Annotated in this window: 22 protein-coding genes; 16 read left to right on the top strand and 6 right to left on the bottom strand. The window is 73.9% G+C overall.

Features of this window, described 5'->3' with window-relative positions; all coding sequences use genetic code 11:
• The first annotated feature begins 74 nt into the window (after positions 1-74).
• The 14 genes from ACSUPR_RS17705 to ACSUPR_RS17640 all read left to right on the top strand — a co-directional run bounded on the left by ACSUPR_RS17705 (position 75) and on the right by ACSUPR_RS17640 (position 10,018).
• Positions 75-239: an LxmA leader domain family RiPP gene (locus tag ACSUPR_RS17705; RefSeq protein WP_436885719.1), complete on the top strand. Its 165-nt coding sequence runs from the start codon at positions 75-77 to the stop codon at positions 237-239.
• Positions 240-421: 182 nt separating this feature from the next.
• Positions 422-580: an LxmA leader domain family RiPP gene (locus ACSUPR_RS17700; RefSeq protein ID WP_436885718.1), complete on the top strand. Its 159-nt coding sequence runs from the start codon at positions 422-424 to the stop codon at positions 578-580.
• Between the two features lie 43 nt (positions 581-623).
• A complete protein-coding gene (locus ACSUPR_RS17695) occupies positions 624-788 on the top strand; it encodes an LxmA leader domain family RiPP (protein WP_436885717.1) in 165 nt (54 codons plus the stop codon).
• A gap of 2 nt (positions 789-790) precedes the next feature.
• Positions 791-973, top strand: a complete 183-nt coding sequence (locus ACSUPR_RS17690; RefSeq protein WP_436885716.1) for an LxmA leader domain family RiPP — start codon at positions 791-793, stop codon at positions 971-973.
• A gap of 25 nt (positions 974-998) precedes the next feature.
• Complete coding sequence (locus ACSUPR_RS17685; RefSeq protein WP_436885715.1) at positions 999-1,172, top strand: LxmA leader domain family RiPP; 174 nt, start codon at positions 999-1,001, stop codon at positions 1,170-1,172.
• Between the two features lie 61 nt (positions 1,173-1,233).
• Positions 1,234-1,410 carry an LxmA leader domain family RiPP gene (locus ACSUPR_RS17680; protein ID WP_436885714.1) on the top strand — a complete coding sequence of 59 codons (177 nt, stop codon included), beginning with the start codon at positions 1,234-1,236 and terminating at the stop codon, positions 1,408-1,410.
• A 102-nt stretch (positions 1,411-1,512) separates the two neighbouring features.
• Positions 1,513-2,241 carry an ABC transporter ATP-binding protein gene (locus ACSUPR_RS17675; protein ID WP_436885713.1) on the top strand — a complete coding sequence of 243 codons (729 nt, stop codon included), beginning with the start codon at positions 1,513-1,515 and terminating at the stop codon, positions 2,239-2,241.
• The gene (locus tag ACSUPR_RS17670; protein WP_436885712.1) at positions 2,238-3,065 is read left to right on the top strand and encodes an ABC transporter permease; all 828 of its coding nucleotides are present in this window, start codon (positions 2,238-2,240) and stop codon (positions 3,063-3,065) included. The genes ACSUPR_RS17675 and ACSUPR_RS17670 overlap by 4 nt, the downstream gene beginning before the upstream one ends.
• A gap of 35 nt (positions 3,066-3,100) precedes the next feature.
• The gene (locus tag ACSUPR_RS17665; RefSeq protein WP_436885711.1) at positions 3,101-4,096 is read left to right on the top strand and encodes an LLM class flavin-dependent oxidoreductase; all 996 of its coding nucleotides are present in this window, start codon (positions 3,101-3,103) and stop codon (positions 4,094-4,096) included.
• Positions 4,089-4,706: a flavoprotein gene (locus ACSUPR_RS17660; protein WP_436885710.1), complete on the top strand. Its 618-nt coding sequence runs from the start codon at positions 4,089-4,091 to the stop codon at positions 4,704-4,706. The genes ACSUPR_RS17665 and ACSUPR_RS17660 overlap by 8 nt, the downstream gene beginning before the upstream one ends.
• A complete protein-coding gene (locus ACSUPR_RS17655) occupies positions 4,700-5,653 on the top strand; it encodes a hypothetical protein (protein WP_436885709.1) in 954 nt (317 codons plus the stop codon). The genes ACSUPR_RS17660 and ACSUPR_RS17655 overlap by 7 nt, the downstream gene beginning before the upstream one ends.
• Positions 5,650-6,936 carry a M16 family metallopeptidase gene (locus ACSUPR_RS17650; RefSeq protein ID WP_436885708.1) on the top strand — a complete coding sequence of 429 codons (1,287 nt, stop codon included), beginning with the start codon at positions 5,650-5,652 and terminating at the stop codon, positions 6,934-6,936. Before ACSUPR_RS17655 ends, ACSUPR_RS17650 begins: the two co-directional genes overlap by 4 nt.
• A complete protein-coding gene (locus ACSUPR_RS17645; RefSeq protein WP_436885707.1) occupies positions 6,936-8,243 on the top strand; it encodes a M16 family metallopeptidase in 1,308 nt (435 codons plus the stop codon). The genes ACSUPR_RS17650 and ACSUPR_RS17645 overlap by 1 nt, the downstream gene beginning before the upstream one ends.
• Positions 8,240-10,018, top strand: coding sequence for an ABC transporter ATP-binding protein (locus ACSUPR_RS17640; RefSeq protein WP_436885706.1), 1,779 nt, complete (start codon positions 8,240-8,242; stop codon positions 10,016-10,018). Before ACSUPR_RS17645 ends, ACSUPR_RS17640 begins: the two co-directional genes overlap by 4 nt.
• Positions 10,019-10,044: 26 nt before the next feature.
• Here ACSUPR_RS17640 and ACSUPR_RS17635 read toward each other — a convergent pair whose 3' ends face one another.
• Positions 10,045-10,698, bottom strand: coding sequence for a response regulator transcription factor (locus ACSUPR_RS17635; protein ID WP_436885705.1), 654 nt, complete (start codon positions 10,696-10,698; stop codon positions 10,045-10,047).
• A gap of 170 nt (positions 10,699-10,868) precedes the next feature.
• Positions 10,869-11,060: a hypothetical protein gene (locus ACSUPR_RS17630; RefSeq protein WP_436885704.1), complete on the bottom strand. Its 192-nt coding sequence runs from the start codon at positions 11,058-11,060 to the stop codon at positions 10,869-10,871.
• A gap of 304 nt (positions 11,061-11,364) precedes the next feature.
• On the opposite strand from ACSUPR_RS17630, the gene ACSUPR_RS17625 reads away from it, so the two are divergent.
• Positions 11,365-11,532, top strand: a complete 168-nt coding sequence (locus ACSUPR_RS17625; protein WP_436885703.1) for a hypothetical protein — start codon at positions 11,365-11,367, stop codon at positions 11,530-11,532.
• A gap of 28 nt (positions 11,533-11,560) precedes the next feature.
• Here the strand turns inward: ACSUPR_RS17625 and ACSUPR_RS17620 are convergent, their stop codons facing one another.
• The 4 genes from ACSUPR_RS17620 to ACSUPR_RS17605 all read right to left on the bottom strand — a co-directional run bounded on the left by ACSUPR_RS17620 (position 11,561) and on the right by ACSUPR_RS17605 (position 15,852).
• Entirely contained in the window at positions 11,561-12,721 is a 1,161-nt protein-coding gene (locus ACSUPR_RS17620) for a sensor histidine kinase (RefSeq protein ID WP_436885702.1), read from the bottom strand.
• Positions 12,718-13,929 carry a sensor histidine kinase gene (locus ACSUPR_RS17615; RefSeq protein ID WP_436885701.1) on the bottom strand — a complete coding sequence of 404 codons (1,212 nt, stop codon included), beginning with the start codon at positions 13,927-13,929 and terminating at the stop codon, positions 12,718-12,720. Before ACSUPR_RS17615 ends, ACSUPR_RS17620 begins: the two co-directional genes overlap by 4 nt.
• A gap of 65 nt (positions 13,930-13,994) precedes the next feature.
• Positions 13,995-14,828 carry an ABC transporter permease gene (locus ACSUPR_RS17610; protein WP_436885700.1) on the bottom strand — a complete coding sequence of 278 codons (834 nt, stop codon included), beginning with the start codon at positions 14,826-14,828 and terminating at the stop codon, positions 13,995-13,997.
• Between the two features lie 34 nt (positions 14,829-14,862).
• Positions 14,863-15,852, bottom strand: coding sequence for an ABC transporter ATP-binding protein (locus ACSUPR_RS17605; protein WP_436885699.1), 990 nt, complete (start codon positions 15,850-15,852; stop codon positions 14,863-14,865).
• A gap of 623 nt (positions 15,853-16,475) precedes the next feature.
• Here ACSUPR_RS17605 and ACSUPR_RS17600 point away from each other — a divergent pair.
• Positions 16,476-17,141, top strand: coding sequence for a DUF998 domain-containing protein (locus ACSUPR_RS17600; RefSeq protein ID WP_436885698.1), 666 nt, complete (start codon positions 16,476-16,478; stop codon positions 17,139-17,141).
• Positions 17,142-17,348: the final 207 nt, after the last annotated feature.

Raw genomic sequence — 17,348 nt, 5'->3', positions numbered from 1 at the left:
CCGCACAGACTTCCGGGGCCGGGTCACCGCGCTCCGGAACACCGAGAAGAACACCTTCACCGAAAGGACACCGCATGAGCGAGAAGACGCTGTTCGAGGGCGCCGACGACTACACCACCCCGGCCGAGATCGTCGAGGAGAACGAGGTGGAGAACCCCGAGGCGTCCCCCGCGTCGATCGCGTCCGCCATCGGCAGCTTCAACGCGAGCCTCGCGCTCACCAACACCTTCGGCTGCTGAGAAACCCCTCAGGGAGGCGAGGCCCGTGAACACCGGCTCCGCGTCCACCCCACCTCCGTCGGGAACCGGGGGCGCCGCCGGCGCCCCCACCCTCCCCGACTTCCTGGCGGGCTTCACCACCGGTGAAGCCCCGCCGGTACCACCGCGAGACCAGAGCACAGAACCACAGGAAAGGCAGTGACATGACCGAGAAGAACCTGTTCGAGGGCGCCGACGACTACACCACCCCGGCCGAGATCGCCGAGGAGAACGACGTCGAGAACCCGGAGATCACCCCCACCGTCTCGTTCGTCTCCGGTGCCGCCGCCAGCGCCGCGGCCACCAAGGCCTTCGGCTGCTGACACCGGCCCTCCGCGAGCACGGAACCACAGGAAAGGCAGTGACATGACCGAGAAGAACCTGTTCGAGGGCGCCGACGACTACACCACCCCGGCCGAGATCGCCGAGGAGAACGACGTCGAGAACCCGGAGATCACCCCGACCGTGACCGTCTCCTTCGCCACCGGTGTCGGCGCCAGCGCCGCCGCCACCAAGGCCTTCGGCTGCTGACGATGGGCACCGAGTCCCTGATGGGCGGGGCGGACGACTACACCACCCCCGCCGAGATCGCAGTCTCCGCCGAGAGCGAGGCCCCCGAGGTGTCGCTCATCCCGATCACCACGCTCCCCGGCACGACGCTGCCGACCACCGGTCCCGCGACCACGGTGGTCACCACCCTCCGGGTCGGCTGCTGACACCGCGGAACAGGAAGGACGGACCATGAGCACCGAGTCCCTCATGAGCGGGGCGGACGACTACACCACCCCCGCCGAGATCGCCGACTCCGCCGCGAACGAGCCGCCCGAGGCCTCGCTCGCTCCGACCCCCACGCTCCCGACCACCCTGCGGCCGACGACCGTCGGCACCGTGACCACCCTCCAGGTCGGCTGCTGACCGCACGGTCCCGCACCGACCGAAGCACAACGCACAACACACAGAGAGAGAAGGAAACGACATGACCGAGAAGAACCTGTTCGAAGGCGCCGACGACTACACCACCCCCGCCGAGATCGCGGACTCCGCCGAGTCGGAGAACCCCGAGGTCACCCCGACCGTGGTCGTCTCCATCGCGGCCAGCGCCAGCGCCGTCTCCGGTGCCTCCGTCAGCGGCACCAAGTACTGGGGCTGCTGAGCGCCTGACCGCCCACTGAAGGAATGAACCGCCCGGGGCCGCCGTGCCGAGCGCATCGGCGGCCCCGCGGTCATCTCCCGACGACACGAGGAAGGTACGTCGATGTCCCCACTGGTCAGGGCCGCCGGTCTGCGGATGGCCTACGGAGCGCGCGAGGTCCTGCGCGGCGTGGACCTCGACGTCCACCGGGGCGAGGTGCTCGCCCTGCTGGGCCCCAACGGGGCCGGCAAGAGCACCACCATGGAGATCCTGGAGGGCCTGCGGCGGCGGACCTCCGGCACGGTCGAGGTGCTGGGCCGCGACCCCGGCGACGCGGACGACGCCTGGCGCGGACGCGTCGGCGTCGTGCTCCAGTCCTGGCGCGACCACGCCGACTGGCCGGTGGACGCCCTGCTCCGGCACATCACCCTCTACCACGACGACCCGGCCGACCCGGCGGACCTCACCGCCCGGTTCGGCCTCACCGACTTCTCGGACCGGCGGGTGCGCGAGCTGTCCGGCGGCCAGCGCCGCCGCATGGACCTGGCCCTGGCCCTGGCCGGCCGCCCCGAGGTGCTGTTCCTGGACGAGCCCACCGTCGGACTGGACCCCCGGTCGCGCCGCGCCTTCCACGACGCGGTCCGCTCGGTCGCCGCCGAGGGCGTCGCCGTCCTCGCGACCACCCACGACATGGCCGAGGCCGAGCGCATCGCCGACCGCCTCGCCGTCCTCGTCGCCGGGCGGATCACGTTCGACGGCTCCGGCGAGGAGTTCGCCGCCGAGCACGGCGGCGGCTCCCTGGAGGACGCCTACCTGGCCCACCTCGACGAGCGAGAGGAGACCGCACCGTGAACCGCCGCGCCCTGCGGGCGGGAGCGGACCGGTTCCGCACCGGCGCCCGCATCGCCCTGTCCTCCCCCGACCGGCTGCTGCTGGACTTCCAGCTGCTCTTCGTCCTGGTCTACGGGACGACCTGCATGGTTGCCTCCCCCCGGGAGGACGCCGACTTCTTCATCACCTCGCCGTCGAGCCTGGCCATGACCTTCCTGATGCTGGTCATGGTGCAGTCGGGGACCTTCGCCGTCGCCCAGGCGGTTCTGGCGGCCCGGGCCGACGGCACCCTGCTGCGGCTGCGGCTGCTGCCCGGCGGGCTCCAGGCCTACGTCGTGGAGAAGTGCCTGCACGTCCTGGCGGTGAGCGCCGTTTCGGTCGGCGCGCTGCTGGGCCTGGCGTTCACAGTCGGCGGCCTGTCCGCGGACGACCCGGCCGCCCTGCCCTCCGCCCTCGGGTTCCTGGTGCTGGGCCTGCTGTTCTTCGTCGCCCTGGGCCTGCTGCTCGGCGCGGTCCTGCCCGCCGGGGGCGACCTGCTCTCCTACTCGGCGCTGGCCGTGTACGTCCCGGCGGCTCTGGCGGGGACCGGGGCGGCGGCGTTCTTCCCCGAGCCGCTGCGGACCGCCGTACGGGTGCTGCCGTTCGAGTGGATCGCCAACGGCGTCGACGCCGGGCTGACCGGCGGCGTCCCCCTCGGGTTCGGCGGCGCCGACTCCTGGAACCCGCTCGTCGCGGCCGCCGTGGTGGCCGTGTGGACGGCCCTGCTGCTCGCCGCCGCCGTCCCCCTGCTCCGCCGGATGACCCGCCGCGCCTCGGGCTCGGCCCCGGACCGGACCCGGACCTGACCCCACCCCCGCGCCAACGGAAGGAAGAGACCGCCATGTCGGCCCGAGCGCACCTGAGCGTGATCCAGCCCCAACAGCCCGAACGCCCCCAGCTCGTCGAGCCCGTGGCGAAGCTGGTCCGGGAGACCTCCCTGCACCGGCTGTGGATGGGGCAGTCCCTGAACGCCGAGACCCACCAGGTGCTCGCCTACCTGGCCGGGCGCGGGCACCGCGTCCCCGTGGGCATCGGGGTCACCCTGATCCCGCTGCGGCACCCCTTCGAGGCGGCCGTCCAGGCCCGCAGCCTGGCCCGCATCACCGGCAAGCCCGTGGTGGTGGGCTACGGGCCGGCCACCCCCGGCCTGGTCGGCGCGCTGCGCGGACGGCCCTACGAGACCCCGGCCCGGACCTCCGCCGAGTACGCGCTGGCCGTTCGCGACCTGCTCGACGGGGGCCCCGCCGAGGAGTCCGTGAACGAGGCGTTCCACCAGGGCGAGGGCCTGGTCCTGCCGGACATCGGCCGGTTCCCCCGCGTCGAGGTGGGCCTGGGCGTGCTGCGCTCGGGCATGGCCCGGCGGGCCGGGGGCGCGGCCGACGTCGCCATCACCTGGCTGACCCCGGCCCACCACGTGCGCGACACCATCGCCCCGGCGCTGGCCGAGGGCGCCGTGCGGGCCGGGCGGCCCGCCCCGCCGCGGATCGCCACGGTGGTCCACGCGGCCGTCGCGCGCCCGGGCCGAGACCCGCGGCGGCTGGCGCTGCGCGGGGCGAGCACCCACCTGGGCCTGCCCCACTACACCGAGATGCTGCGCAGGGCCGGGGTGCCCGCCGACCCGGCCGACCCCGAGGCCGGCGCCGCCGCCCTGGTGGACAAGGGCGTGTACCTGTACGGGTCCCCGGAGGAAGTGGCCAAGGGCCTGTTGGACTACGAGCACGCCGGGGTGAGCGAGATCATCGTCAACCCCGCCGGGGTCGTGAACACCGAGGGCATCCGCTCGGCCGTCGCCGACGTCCGGGAGATCACCGAGGCGCTGGAGGACCTCCGTGGCTGACGAGACACCGCACACCGACCTGTTCCCCGAGTTCGGGGCCGAACGCCTGCTGGTCGTCGTCACCGGCTCGCTCTCGGCCACCCACATGACGACCTGGTCCACCTGGCTGACCATGGGATACCCCCGGCTGCGCCGCCGGGTGGTGCTGACCCCGTCGGCGACCCGGTTCGTCTCCCACACGGCGCTCACCGCCCTGGAGCCCAACCCGGTGCTGGTGGACGCCTGGTCCGACGACCCCACGGAGAAGCCGCTGCACGTCGACCTGGCCTCCTGGCCGGACGCCGTCATCGTCTACCCGGCGTCGTTCCACTTCCTGGCCCGGTTCGCCGTCGGCCTGGGCGACACACCGGCGATGCTCGCGCTCCAGTGCACCTCCGCCCCGGTGGCCCTGGCCCCGTCCGTGCCGCCGGGCGCGACGAACTCGGTGGTCTACCGCAAGCACGTGGAGGCCCTGCGCGAACGCGACAACGTGGTGGTCGTCGACCCCATCCCGGGGATCAGCGCGCACACCCGCGGCTACGACGCCTCCGTCGCGGCCCCGCTGCCCGACGTCCTGACCGGCGCCGAGTCCCTGCGCCGCACCCTGGCGGAGGTGGGGTCCCCGTGCTGACCAGGATCGTCGACGACTTCGGCACCGCCTACGTGCACACGACCGTGCTGCACACCATCACCGACGGGTTCGTGTGGATCCGCAACGGCGGCGTCGACCGCACGGTGCCCATCGGCACCACCCCCATCCGGCTGCGCCGCCCGCTGGAGGACCTGCCGGGCACCGTCCGGGCCCGGGTGGACCTGCCGCCCGACCCGGGCCAGGCCTGGCGGGTGTTCTCCGCCCCCGGCCCGTCCTCGGTGGCCAAGCGGATGCTCCAGGAGGAGTCCGAGGCCTCCGGCCCCGGCGGCCTGCTGGCCGGGGCCGGGGCCCTGCTGGCGCGCATCCACGCCCTGCCCGTCCCCGCGGAGCTCACGCTGGCGTCCCCGCAGGGCCCGGCCCGGCTGCTGCGGTGGCTGGAGCGCGGCCGGGGGCCGCACGCCGCCGCCCACCTGTACCGGGTCGCCGGCCGGGTGCTGGGCGCGCGGCGGCTGGACCTGGCCCGGGAGTGGTGCGAGGACCTGGCCCGGTACGGCCGGGACGTCCCCGGCTCCCTCCTGCACGGGGCGCCCGGCCTGGGGGTGCTCATCCCCTCGGTCGACTCCAGGACCGAGGGCGTCCTGCTCACCGGTGAGGAGCTGGCCGTGGGCCCGGCCGAGTTCGACGTCGGCTGGCTGGCCGGGGAGCTGGTGGAGCACCGCGAGGTCGTCCCCGCGTCCCGGGAGGAGGCGGGCCGCCTGCTGGACGGCCTGCTCACCGGCTACGGCCCCGGCCTGGACCCGGAGGCCGTGGGCCGCTACGCCGCCCTGCGGCTCCTGGTCCACGTGCACGACTTCTGCGCCTACGTGGGCTGGCACCCGTCGGTCGACGCCCACCTGGAGATGGTCACCGACGCCTTCGACCGGGCCGGAGCCGCGCTGCTGGACCGCACCACCGGAACCATCGGAACGGAGGACCCCCGGCGATGACCGCCACCACCGCACCGCCGCGCACCCTGCACCGGACCCTGTCCAACGGGCTGCGCGTCCGCGTCCTCCCGCTGCGCTCGGTGAGCGCCGTGGGGATCGCCCTGCACTTCGGCACCGGCTTCCGGTCCGACCCCCCGGAGTTCCCCGGGCTCGCCCACCTGGTGGAGCACCTGCTGTTCCAGGGCGACGGCGCGGCCGGGCACTTCACCGGCATCGAGGCCCTGGGCGGGTTCTGCAACGCCTCCACCCGCCAGGACTACACCGACTACTACACCGTCGTCCCCTCCGACCACGCCGAGGAGATGCTGGAGCTGGAGGCGCGGCGCGTCCGCGAGCCGCGGATCACCGAGGCGGGGCTGCGTACCCAGATCCGGGTCATCGAGGAGGAGATCGGCGCCAAGGGCCGCAAGCCCTACGGCCGGTTCCCCTGGCCGTCGCTGTCGCCGGTGCTGTTCCGGTCCTACGCCAACGCCCACGACGGGTTCGGCGACCCCGCGGCCCTGTCCCGGGCCACCCTGGACGACTGCCGGGGCTTCCTGGACGAGTACTGCACGGCGTCCAACGCGGTGCTGACCGTCAGCGGGGACATCGACCCGCTGCGGGCGCTCGACCTGGCCGAGGCCCACTTCGGGACGCTCCCGGCCCGGCCCGCCCCACCGGTCCCCGACCACGGCGAACCCGAGCCCGAGGGGACCGTGACGGGCACCGTGCACGACCCGCTGGCCGCCCGGCCCGGGTTCGCCCTCGGCTACCGCACCCCCGACGCCGCGGTCGACCCCGCGGCGCACTTCGGCCTGGCCCTGGTGGCCGAGCTGCTGGCCGGCGGGCCCGGAGCGCTGGTGCCGCGCCGCCTGACGGAGATCACCGGCCAGGCCCTGGGGGTGTCGGCCCGCGACGGGCTCTTCGACCTCCTGGACGCGCGCGACCCCGACATGTGGATCCTGTCCGCGACCCACCCCGCCGAAGTGGAGCGCGACGTCATCATCGACACCGCGCAGGAGCAGATCCGGCGGCTGGCCGAGCACGGCCCCACCGACACCGAGCTGGCCCGGGCCCGCGCCCGGCGGCTGGCCGCCTTCCACCGCAAGACCGACCAGCTCGCCGCCCGGACCCGCGCCGTCGGCCGCGGCGAGCTGCTGTTCGGCGACGGAGACCTGCCGGCCACCGTCAACCGCGGCTTCACCGAGGCGACCGCCGAGGACGTGTCCGCCGCCGCCCGGTGGCTGACCCGGGAGCACCGCGCCCTGCTGGTGCTCTCCCCCGGCGAAGGAGGGGAACTCTGATGCGCATCTCGGACCTGAGAAAACGGACCCTGCCCAACGGTCTGCGCGTGTACTGCCTGCCGCACGGGGACACCCCCCTGGCCGAGCTGCGGATGGTGGTCCCCGGGCGGAGCCGGACCCCCGGAGAGCTGTTCCGGGCCCAGCTGCGGGCCGCGCTCGCGGTCCTGCACACCGGCGGGGACGACACCTCCCGCGAGGACCTGGAGGCCCGCGCCGTGGAGATGCACGGCTCGGCCTCGCCCTGGGCGACCGTCCTCTCGGGGAGCTGCGGCACCGCCGACCTCGAGCGGTCGCTGCGCCACCTGGCCGGGGCGGTGCGCTCCCCCGTCCTCGACCCCGGCGAGGCCGCCCGCGAATACGGGCGCCAGCGCACCCTGCTGGCGACGTCCTCCGGGTACCCGCAGCACCGGGCGGTCGACGGCCTCTACCAGCGGCTGTACGGCGACCACCTCGCGGGCAACCGGGCGGGCGCCGGACGCCACCCCCTGCCCGCCGAGCCGTCCGGCGAGGACCTGCGGATCCCCGCCGGCACCTGGGGCCCGCGCGGGGCGATGCTGATCGTCGTGGGCGGCTCCCTGGACGCCGAGGCGGTCTTCGCGACCGTGCGCGGGGCCTTCGGGGACTGGGACTCCCCCTCCCCGGGATGGGTCGCGCCCCCCGTCCCGCCCCTCGCCCCGGGTGCGCCCGCCGTGGTCCACGTCCCCGGCACCACCCGGGCCCACGTGCGGCTGCGCGCCGACGCGGTCCCGAGCGAGGACGACCGGTACGCCCCCCTGTTCCTGGCCCTGAACACCCTCAGCGGCGGGGCCGTCTCCACCCGCCTCAGCCGCAACCTGCGCAACGACCACGGCTACGTGTACGGCGTCAACGCCTACATCGACTCCTTCCCCGGCGCGAACCTCATCGCGGTGGAGGCCGAGACCTCGGCCGCGACCGCCGACGCGGTCCTGGCCGGGATCGCCGAGGAGCTGTCCGGGATGGTGGCGGACCCGCCCACCGAGGAGGAGTTCCGCGCGGCGCAGCGGTTCGCCTCCGGGTGCATGCGAACCCGCCTGACCTCGCTGGCCGAGGTCACCGGCAGCCTCATGGACATGGCCCTGAACGGCGAGGACCCCATCCGGCTCGCCGACTTCGCCGACCAGCTGGCCCGGGTGACCCGCGACGAGGTCGCGGACGTCTCCCGGGAGTTCTTCCGCCCCGAGCGCTTCACCGGAATCGTCTGCGGCGACGCCTCCCTGATCGGAACACCGGGGCCGCTCACCGCGCCCACCGCCCTACCCCGACCGACCGAGGAGGTCGTCCTGTGAACACCGACGCACCCGAACCCCCGGAGGGCCTGCGCGGCCTGCTGGCCTACGCCCGCCCGCACGCCCTCGTCCTGTGGTCCGGCGGCCTGATCACCACCGTCGCCGCGCTGCTCACCCTGGCCCAGCCGATGGTCGCCAAGTACTTCGTGGACGAGATGACGGTGAGCGGCCCCGACCCCGTGCTCATCCTGGTGCTGTCCGCGCTGCTGGTGCTCGCGACGGTCCTGGCCTCCATCGGCAACTACATGACCGAGCGCACGGCCGAGGGCATCGTCCACGGGGTGCGCCGGGACCTGGTCCGGCGCATCATGCGGCTGCGCATGTCGGTTCTCGACCACGGCAGCCCCGGCGACCTGCTCTCCCGGGTGGTGTCCGACAGCAACCAGCTGCGCACCTCCACCACCCGCGACCTGGTGGACCTGTTCATCGGCGCGCTCCAGTTCGTCGGCATCATCGTCCTCATGGGCTACCTCGACCTCGCGCTGCTGGGCCTGCTGCTGGGCGTGGTCGTGGTGGTCGGCTTCGCGTTCGGCCTCGTCGTGCCGCGCATCCGGCGGGCCAGCCTGAACGTGCAGGAGGCCCTGGGCGAGATGGGCTCGACCCTGGAGCGGTCGCTGAACTCGCTGCGCACCATCAAGGCCAGCGGCTCGGAGGAGCGGGAGACCGCGGTCGTGACGGCCGCCTCCGAGCGGGCGCTGGAGCAGGGCAAGCGGGCCGCGATCTGGTTCTCCGCCGGGAGCATGTCCACCGGCCTGCTGGTCCAGGTGTCGTTCCTCATCATCCTGGGGGTGGGCGGCGCCCGCACCGCCACCGGCGACCTGGACCTGTCGGTCCTGGTGGCGTTCCTGCTGTACCTCTTCTACCTGACCGGGCCGATCACCCAGCTGACCAGCTCCATCAGCGGGCTCCAGGCCGGACTGGCCTCGCTCCAGCGCATCCGCGAGGTCCAGCGGATGCCGCACGAGGAGGAGGAGCCCTCCGGGACCGCGGCCCCGGAGCCGGACGGCCGGCCCGCGTCGGTGTCCTTCCGCAACGTGCGGTTCGGGTACGACCCGCAGGTGCCGCTCTTCGAGGATCTGACGTTCGACGTCCCGGCGGGGGGCATGACCGCGTTCGTCGGCCCCTCGGCGGCGGGCAAGAGCACGATCTTCTCGCTGGTCGAGAGGTTCTACGAGCCCCAGTCCGGGAGCGTCCGGATGGACGGCCGCGACCTCGCCGAGTGGCCGCTGGACCGGCTGCGCGCCGGGATCGGGTACGTGGAGCAGGAGGCGCCGGTGCTCTCCGGGACCCTGCGCGAGAACCTGCTGATGGCGGCCCCCCAGGCCACCGAGGAGGAGCTGGCGGACATCGTCTCCCGCACCCGCCTGGACGCGCTGGTCGCCCGGTTGGAGAACGGTCTGGACACCCTGGTCGGCCACCGCGGCGTCACCCTCTCCGGCGGTGAGCGCCAGCGCGTGGCGATCGCCCGGGCGCTGCTGCGCCGCCCCCGTCTGCTGCTGCTGGACGAGGCGACCTCCCAGCTCGACTCGATCAACGAGCAGGCCCTCCAGGAGGCCATCCGGGAGGCGTCCCGGATCACCACGGTGATGGTGATCGCCCACCGCCTGGCCACCGTGCGCGAGGCGGACCGCATCCTGGTCCTGGAGCGCGGCCGCATCAGGTCGACGGGCACCCACGAGGAGCTGGTGGAGACCGACGAGCTGTACATGGAGCTGTCCACGCACCAGTTCGCCGCCGCCGAGTCCGCGCCGGTGGGGGCCGGTGCGCAGGCCTGACCCCGCGCCCCGGGCGCCGGGCGTGTTCAGACCGCGGTCGGAACACGCCCGGCGCCCGCGCCGTGTCGGGCGATGAGCTGCGAGCGGCGGTCGCAGCCGAACTTGCGCAGCAGGTTGGAGACGTGGAACTTGATCGCCCCGGTGCTGAGGATGAGCCGCTCGGCGATCTGGGCGTTGGACAGGCCCTGGGTGAGAAGGTCCAGCACCTGCTGCTCGCGCCGGGTCAGGCTCTCCCCGAACAGCGGCTCCGCCGCGCCCAGGTCGGCCCGCAGGATCGGCGGCATCAGCTCCATCCACCGGCCGGCGAAGGTCGGGGAGATCCACACCGCGCCGGCCAGGGCCTGCTCGATGGCGTGGGTGATGTTGCCGTCCAGGTCGTCCCGGTCCACGATGGCGTGGGCGCCCCAGCGCGCCACCTCCACGAAGCGCGGATCGGCCTCGCCCTCCAGTAAGACGACGCAGGCCGGCCCCGGGCGCTCGGAGCGGCCGGGCAGCCGGCTGATCGCCCCGCTGCGCAGCAGCAGGACGTCGAAGCCCTCCAGGTCCCCGAGATCCGGGTCGGCGCCCAGTTCGGTCACCGACCAGGCGCGCCCCTCCAGCACCGTGCGGATGCGCCGGGCCAGCAGGGCCCCGTCCAGGTGAAGGCCGATACGGACGGTACTGGCCTCATGTGCGTTCATGCCGTTCCTCTCCGGTGCGCCGATATCTCTGAGGCGAGGGTCACGGCCGCGGGTCGCGCCGCCATCACAGGAACGGGTCCGCGCCGCCGGCACGGGGGCGGGGCCCGCCGCCGGAGAACACGACGGGCCCGCCCCCCGTGCGGGGAGGCGGGCCCGGTGGCTCGTCCGGGTCAGGCCTTGACGGAGTTGCGCCCGCCGACCGACAGGACGGCGAACGCGACCAGGGCGATGGCCCCGACCAGGCCGGCGCCCAGCTGGGCGCCGGGGAACGGGTCGACGACGGCGACGGCGGCGCTCGCCGCGAGCACCGCGATGGCGGCGCCGATCAGTACCTTGCGCGGGGTTCCCTTGCTCTGGGCCATGGTGTTTCTCCTCCCGTATGCCCCTTGCTGTCACCCCTACCATCACGCGGCTTCTTCACAACGCGATCACACGAACGCGAAACGTGAGCGGGCGGTGGGAGAAGAGTGACGAGTGGACCGGAGGTGCCGTGGCCCTGGTCGGACCGGGTGACACCGGCACTGGTCCTCCCGGGTCATGCGGCGCCCGGAGGACCCCGCGTACCCTGGGTCCGGGCCCTGCGGACGGTCCCCCGCCCTCCACCGCCCCCTCCGCCGGGGCCCGCTCCCGTCCAGGACGCCTCTGCACTCCCCGGGGGGTGAACGCGTGGAACACGCACCGCACCGGCCCGCCCGGCTCCACGACCACGTCGCGCTCGACGAGATCGAGCTGTACGCCGAGGTACTCGCCGCGGCCGCCCACGCCGACCGCCGCCTGGCCATGGAGGAGCTGGACCGGGTGCTGGGGCTGGCCACCGCCCGCGAGCCGGGCTGACGCCTCCGGCACCCCGGGGCGCCGGGCCTCAGGCCGGCAGCACGGCGCGCAACAGGAAGCCGTCGTCGCGGGTCCGCGCCGCCGTCAGCACCCCGCCCGCCGCCGCCACCCGCTCGGACAGCCCGGTCAGGCCGTTGCCCTTCCCGCCGTCGCCCCCGCGGACCCCGTTGTTGGACATCTCCACGACCAGGGCCCGGCCGCCCTCCCCCTCGACCAGGGAGAGGTCGATCCGGCAGCGGTCGGCGTCGCTGTGCCGCAGCACGTTGGTGCCGCCCTCGCGCACCACCCAGGCCGCCAGCCCGGAGACCTCCCCGGATACCTCCAGGCCGTCCAGCCCGCCGACCTCGACCCGGGCCCCGGTCGTCTCCAGGACTCCCCGCACCGAGGCGACCTCCTCCGCCAGGTCCGGCTCCCGGTATCCGTTGACCGCCCCACGGACCTGGTCCAGCGCCTCCCGGGCCAGTTCGTGGACCTCGTGCAGCTCCTTCTCCGCGCGCTCGGGCGCCCGGTCGACCAGCCGCCCGGCCAGCTCCGCCTTGACCGCCAGCGCCGACAGGCTGTGTCCGAGCAGGTCGTGCATGTCGCGGGAGAACCGCAGCCGCTCCTCGGTGACCGCCAGCCGGGCCCGGGCGTGCTGGCCCTCGACCGCCTGCCGGGTGATGTCCCACAGCCAGATGGTGCCCATCGAGCCGGAGGCCAGCACGAGCGCCCACACGACGGCCCCGGCCCAGAAGAACAGGTAGAGGGCGATCGGGAGATCCTGCCGCTCGGCGAGGACGAACGGCCACGGGGCCGCCAGCATCGCCAGGGTGACGGCGGCGCCCCGGCGGCGCGGGGCGGCGAACACACCCGCGGACCACCAGGCGGCGAACAGGGCCATCGTCAGCATCGCGTCCTGCACCAGGGCGGCGGTGACGGCGAGCAGGACGAGCGACCCCCAGTAGAGGCGGGGGTCGGGGACCCTGCGGCCGTCGATGCGGTCCCGCATCAGGAGCAGGAGCATCACCGCCAGGGGCACCGACGCGCCCAGGGCCGCGAACGAGCGCCACGGCACGTGCCCGGGGGCTCCGAAGAGGAACTCGAACAGGGGGATGCCCGCCAGCATCATCGCCGCCATGCCCACCGTGACCATGATGACCAGGCGCGCGAAGCGCATCGTGCGGTCGGTCTCGTCGGTGCGGGGGGTCAACGCGCCTCCTCGGCTGCGGGGGGTCGGGACGGGTCGGCGGGGAGGCGGACACGCAGCAGGAAGCCGCCCTCGTCCGTGCGCGCCGCCGACAGTATGCCGCCCGCACGCCGCACCCGGTCGGCCAGCCCGCCCATCACCCCGCCGGGTTCGGTATCCGCTCCGGCCCGGGCCCGGTCGTTGGACACCTCCACCACCGCCCGCCCGGTGTCGGGCTCCCGGGAGAAGGAGATCCGGCAGCGCGTGGCGTCGCTGTGCCGCAGCACGTTGGTGCCGCCCTCGCGCACCGCCCACGCCGCCAGGGAGGCCTCCGCCGGGGAGGGGTCCAGGCCGTCCAGTCCCGCCACGCTGGTCCGGGTCCCGTCGGCCGCCAGCACCGCCCTCACCGAGCGGACCTCCTCGGCCAGGTCCAGCTCCCGGTATCCGCTGACCGCGGCGCGGACCCGGCGCAGGGCGTCGCGGGCCAGGGCGTGCACCTCGGCGGCCTCGGCCCGGGCCTCCCCCGGGTCCCGGGAGACGTTCCGGCCGGCCCTCGCGGCCCGGGCCGCGAGCAGGGACAGGTCCTGGCCCAGCAGGTCCTGGAGGTCCCGGGTGAACCGCAGCCGCTCCTCGGCCACCGCCAGCCGGGCCTTGGCCTCCTGGGCGGCGACGGCGTCGCGCACGATGTCCCACAGCCGGAAGGAGACGGCGCAGCCCAGGTAGAAGAGGAGGCACGTGAGGGCGCCGCCCGCCCAGACGACGGTGAACATCCCGACGGAGACGTGCGGGTAGAGGAACGGCCAGGCGATCCAGGGGACCAGGGCGGTCGACACGGCCAGGGCCGCCGGGCGCCGCCCGCCGCGGTGCAGGTGGAGCATCACCGACAGCCAGGCGCCCAGGGAGCTGACCATGTAGATCTCGACCCGCAGGAACAGGGTCCCCGCCCAGGCCAGGAGCACGGACGCGAGGTACAGGCGCGGGTCCGGGACCGTCTCCCCGCGCATCCGGGCGGCGATGAGCGGGCCCAGACAGGCGGACGCCCCGGTGAGCAGGACCAGGGACACGGTCTGCGGCCACACCGGGTTGCCGTGCGTGTGCGTCTGCACCATCTCGACCAAGGGCCACAGGACCACGATCAGCGGTGTCACGATCACGGTGTAGACGGTCATGATGCGGGCGATCCGCAGGTGGCGCCGCTGCGCCGCGGTGGGGGGAACGGTGTCCTGGTCCATCGTTCGAGTGTCCCTTACGAGGAACGCCCGCCCCGTCCGGGGCGGGCGGTTCGGGTGCCCGCCGGTCAGCTCTGGCGGGGGTCCCAGCGGAAGGTGCGGAAGGCCAGCACGGCGAACAGGACCGTCCACACGAGCAGCAGCCCGACCGAGGGCAGGGCGGCGACCCACAGCTCGACGACCCCGGCCGGGGCGGCGGACTCGTAGCCGGAGAAGACGTCGTGGCCGGTGTAGGAGGCCTGGGCGAGCTGGCCGGCGGCGGTGGAGGGCAGGTAGCCCAGGAACCGGACGAACGAGTCCGGGAACGCGGCGGTCGGGATGATGTTGCCGCCCGCGAAGAGCAGGAACATCATCGGCACCATCGCGGCCATCTGCGCGGATTCGGCGGTGCGCGCCATCGGGGAGACGCACAGGCCCAGGAAGCTCATGGAGACGGCGCTCAGCGTGACCGCCAGCACCAGCATGACCGGGTCCCGCGGCAGCGCGCCGGAGTTGGCGTAGACGAGGGCGACGCCCAGCACGGCGATGAGCAGGGACATGACGACCACCAGCAGGATCACCGCGCCGAACAGCGCCCCCTGGGGGACCCCGTTGACCCGCATCTGCTTGAGGACGAGGCTCTCGCGGCGGGCGGTGAACACGTTCGACGGGTGGCCGATGCCGATGATCAGGCCGATGCTGCCCATCGCGGCGATCATGGCGAGGTCGGCACTGCCGATGTCGCCCAGGACGGGCTCGTTGGGCAGGTTCATCGGGACGACGAACATGAACAGCGCCAGGCCCAGGAACATCCAGGCGGTCTTGTAGCGGATGAAGAGGGTGAACTCGGTGCGGGCCAGGCGCAGGGCCTGGCGTACCGGGCTCATGGCGGCGGGGCGGGCGGGTGCGGCGGTGGCGGTCATCGTGTGCGCTCCGGGGATGTCGGCGGGGAGGGGGCTAGGAGTCGGAGAGTCCGGTGGCGCCGGCGACCTGGAGGAAGACGTCCTCCAGGGAGGCTCCGCGGACCTGGAGGTTGCGCAGGACGGTCCCGCGTTCGGCGGCCCAGGAGACGAGTCCGCCGACCACCCGGTGCGCCCGCGAGTCGACGTCGGCTCCGGCGACGGTGTAGGTGGCCCACAGCCGCCCGTCGCGGGTCTGCACCGCGGTCTCGGCTCCGGGGATCTCGGGCAGGTCGTCGGTGCCGACCTCCTCGGGCAGCCGGAAGGTGATCCGGTCCCCCCAGGACGCCAGGACGCCCTCCAGTGTGCCCTCCACGCGGATCTCGCCGTGGTGCATGATGGCGAGCCGGTCCGCCAGGCGCTCGGCCTCCTCCAGGTAGTGGGTGGTGAGCAGGACCGCGACGCCCTGCCGCTTGAGGTCGGAGATGATCCGCCAGGTGGTGTGCCGGGCCTCGGGGTCCATGCCGGTGGTGGGTTCGTCGAGGTAGAGCACTTCGGGCCGGGCGACCAGGGCCTGGGCGAGGATGAGGCGGCGCTTCTGCCCGCCGGAGAGCTGGCGGACGGGGATCCCCGCCTTGTCCGTGAGGTCGACCAGCTCCAGCAGCTCGTCGGGGTCGCGGGGCCGGGAGACCAGGTCGTGGGCGAGGGTGATGGACTCCCGGACGGTGAGGTCCTCCAGCAGGCCGCTGCCCTGGAGGACGGCGCCGGTGCGGCCGCGCAGGGCGGCGGGCTGGCCGTAGGGGTCGGTGCCGAACACCCGCAGGCTCCCCGCGCTGGGACGGCGGAACCCCTCCAGCGTCTCGATGGTGGTGGTCTTGCCCGCACCGTTGGTGCCCAGCAGGGCGAACAGCTCGCCGGGCCGGATCTCGAAGGAGATCCCCCTGACGGCCTCGAAGGTGCCGTAGCGCTGGCGGAGGTCCCGGACGACCACCGCCGGGCCGTCGGGAGCGGTGCGGTCGGGGAGGGATTCGGTGCTCGTCGTCGTCATGGATCCAGGTTCCCGGAAACGGGAGCGGGGCCACAGACGCCGTTGTCACCTATCGGATGTGGGAATCCACCGGGACCGGCGATGACAGATGTCACAGGGCCGGGCCCGGGCGCGTGGGTGCCGCCCGCACGCGCCCCTTCCTCACCGCGTGCGGGCGGCAACACCCCGGGTGGGCGCCCGGCGCCCTTCGGGGGTGCTGATAAGAGTTCTACACGAAAAACGGGGCACGCGGGGCGCGAACTCCATTCTTCGGGGGCCCCCGGTGGTCTTTTCTCAGGAAGTAATATCCGATGGGTGATTTCCCAGCCCCAAGGGCGCGGGAGGAATAATCAGAAACCCGCACCCACCGCCCCGAACCCCGGCACGCGGAGGATCCGCAGCGGCGTTTTCTCCCTTTCCGCGGTTCGGGATATACGGGCCTGTACACGGGCGACCCGTAAACCGACCGTTATTTAGAGTTCCCGCACGTCACCCATCCGACCGCCCAACCGATGCCGGTCGCGCGGCATCTCCCCCTGCGACGGACGCCCGCCTCCGCCCGCCGGGAGACGGCCGCGACCGGGCTTTCCGGACCACGGGACCGACCCTAAGGTGGTCCCCATCTACAACGACGAAGGATGTCCATGTCACCCAACCGCGGACTCCTGTGGTGCGGGGTCGCCGCAGGCCCCCTCTTCCTCGCGGTGTCCACCCTGGCGGGCCTCCTGCGCCCGGACTACTCCCTCGCCCGCCATCCGGTCAGCTCTCTGGCGCTGACCGGGGCCGGCGGGGTCCAGGTGGTGAACTTCCTGCTCACCGGAGCCCTGCTCACGGCCTTCGCGGTCGGCGCGCACCGGGAGCTGGCCCGCACCGGCCGCTCCGGGCCCGTCCCGTGGCTGCTGGGCCTGTGCGGGATCGGCCTGGTCGGCGCCGGGCTGTTCCGCACCGACCCGCTCAGCGGCTACCCGCCGGGCACCCCCCACGAGCTGGTCTACACGCCGCTGGGCGTCCTGCACGACGCGGCGTCCGCGCTGTTCTTCTTCGGGCTGCCGCTGGCCTGCGTGCTCTACGCCCTGCGGGCCCTGGCCGACCGCCGCTGGGCGGTGGCCGGGTACTCGGTGCTCACAGCACTCGTGTTCTTCGCCTGCTTCGTGTGGGCGGGCGCGGGGTTCCAGCAGAACCCGGACCTGGTCGCCGTGGCGGGCCTCTACCAGCGGGCGTCCCTGCTGGTCGGGTTCGCCTGGACCACGGTGCTGGCCCTGCTGCTGCTCCGCTCCGAGAAAGCGCAGGGGACGCCCACCGTACGGTGAGCGCCCCCGGGACCCGGGTCCGCCTGACGACCAGGCCGTGTTCTTTCGAACCTCCGCTCCGCTTCGGTCCGCGTTCGGCGCCTTTGGAAGGCGGGAACCCTCGGCCCGGAGGGAACGTCCCCGTTCCTCGGACGTCCCCTCCGGGCCTGCAGAACCCCGCCGGCGCCTCACACACCCCCGCGGAACAGGACGGCACTCGAAAAACAG

The organism is Nocardiopsis dassonvillei (genome assembly GCF_964273065.1).
GTDB classification, from domain to species: domain Bacteria; phylum Actinomycetota; class Actinomycetes; order Streptosporangiales; family Streptosporangiaceae; genus Nocardiopsis; species Nocardiopsis dassonvillei_B.
The sequence above is the reverse complement of the archived record's forward strand: the minus strand, read 5'-3'. Positions and strand labels throughout refer to the sequence as shown.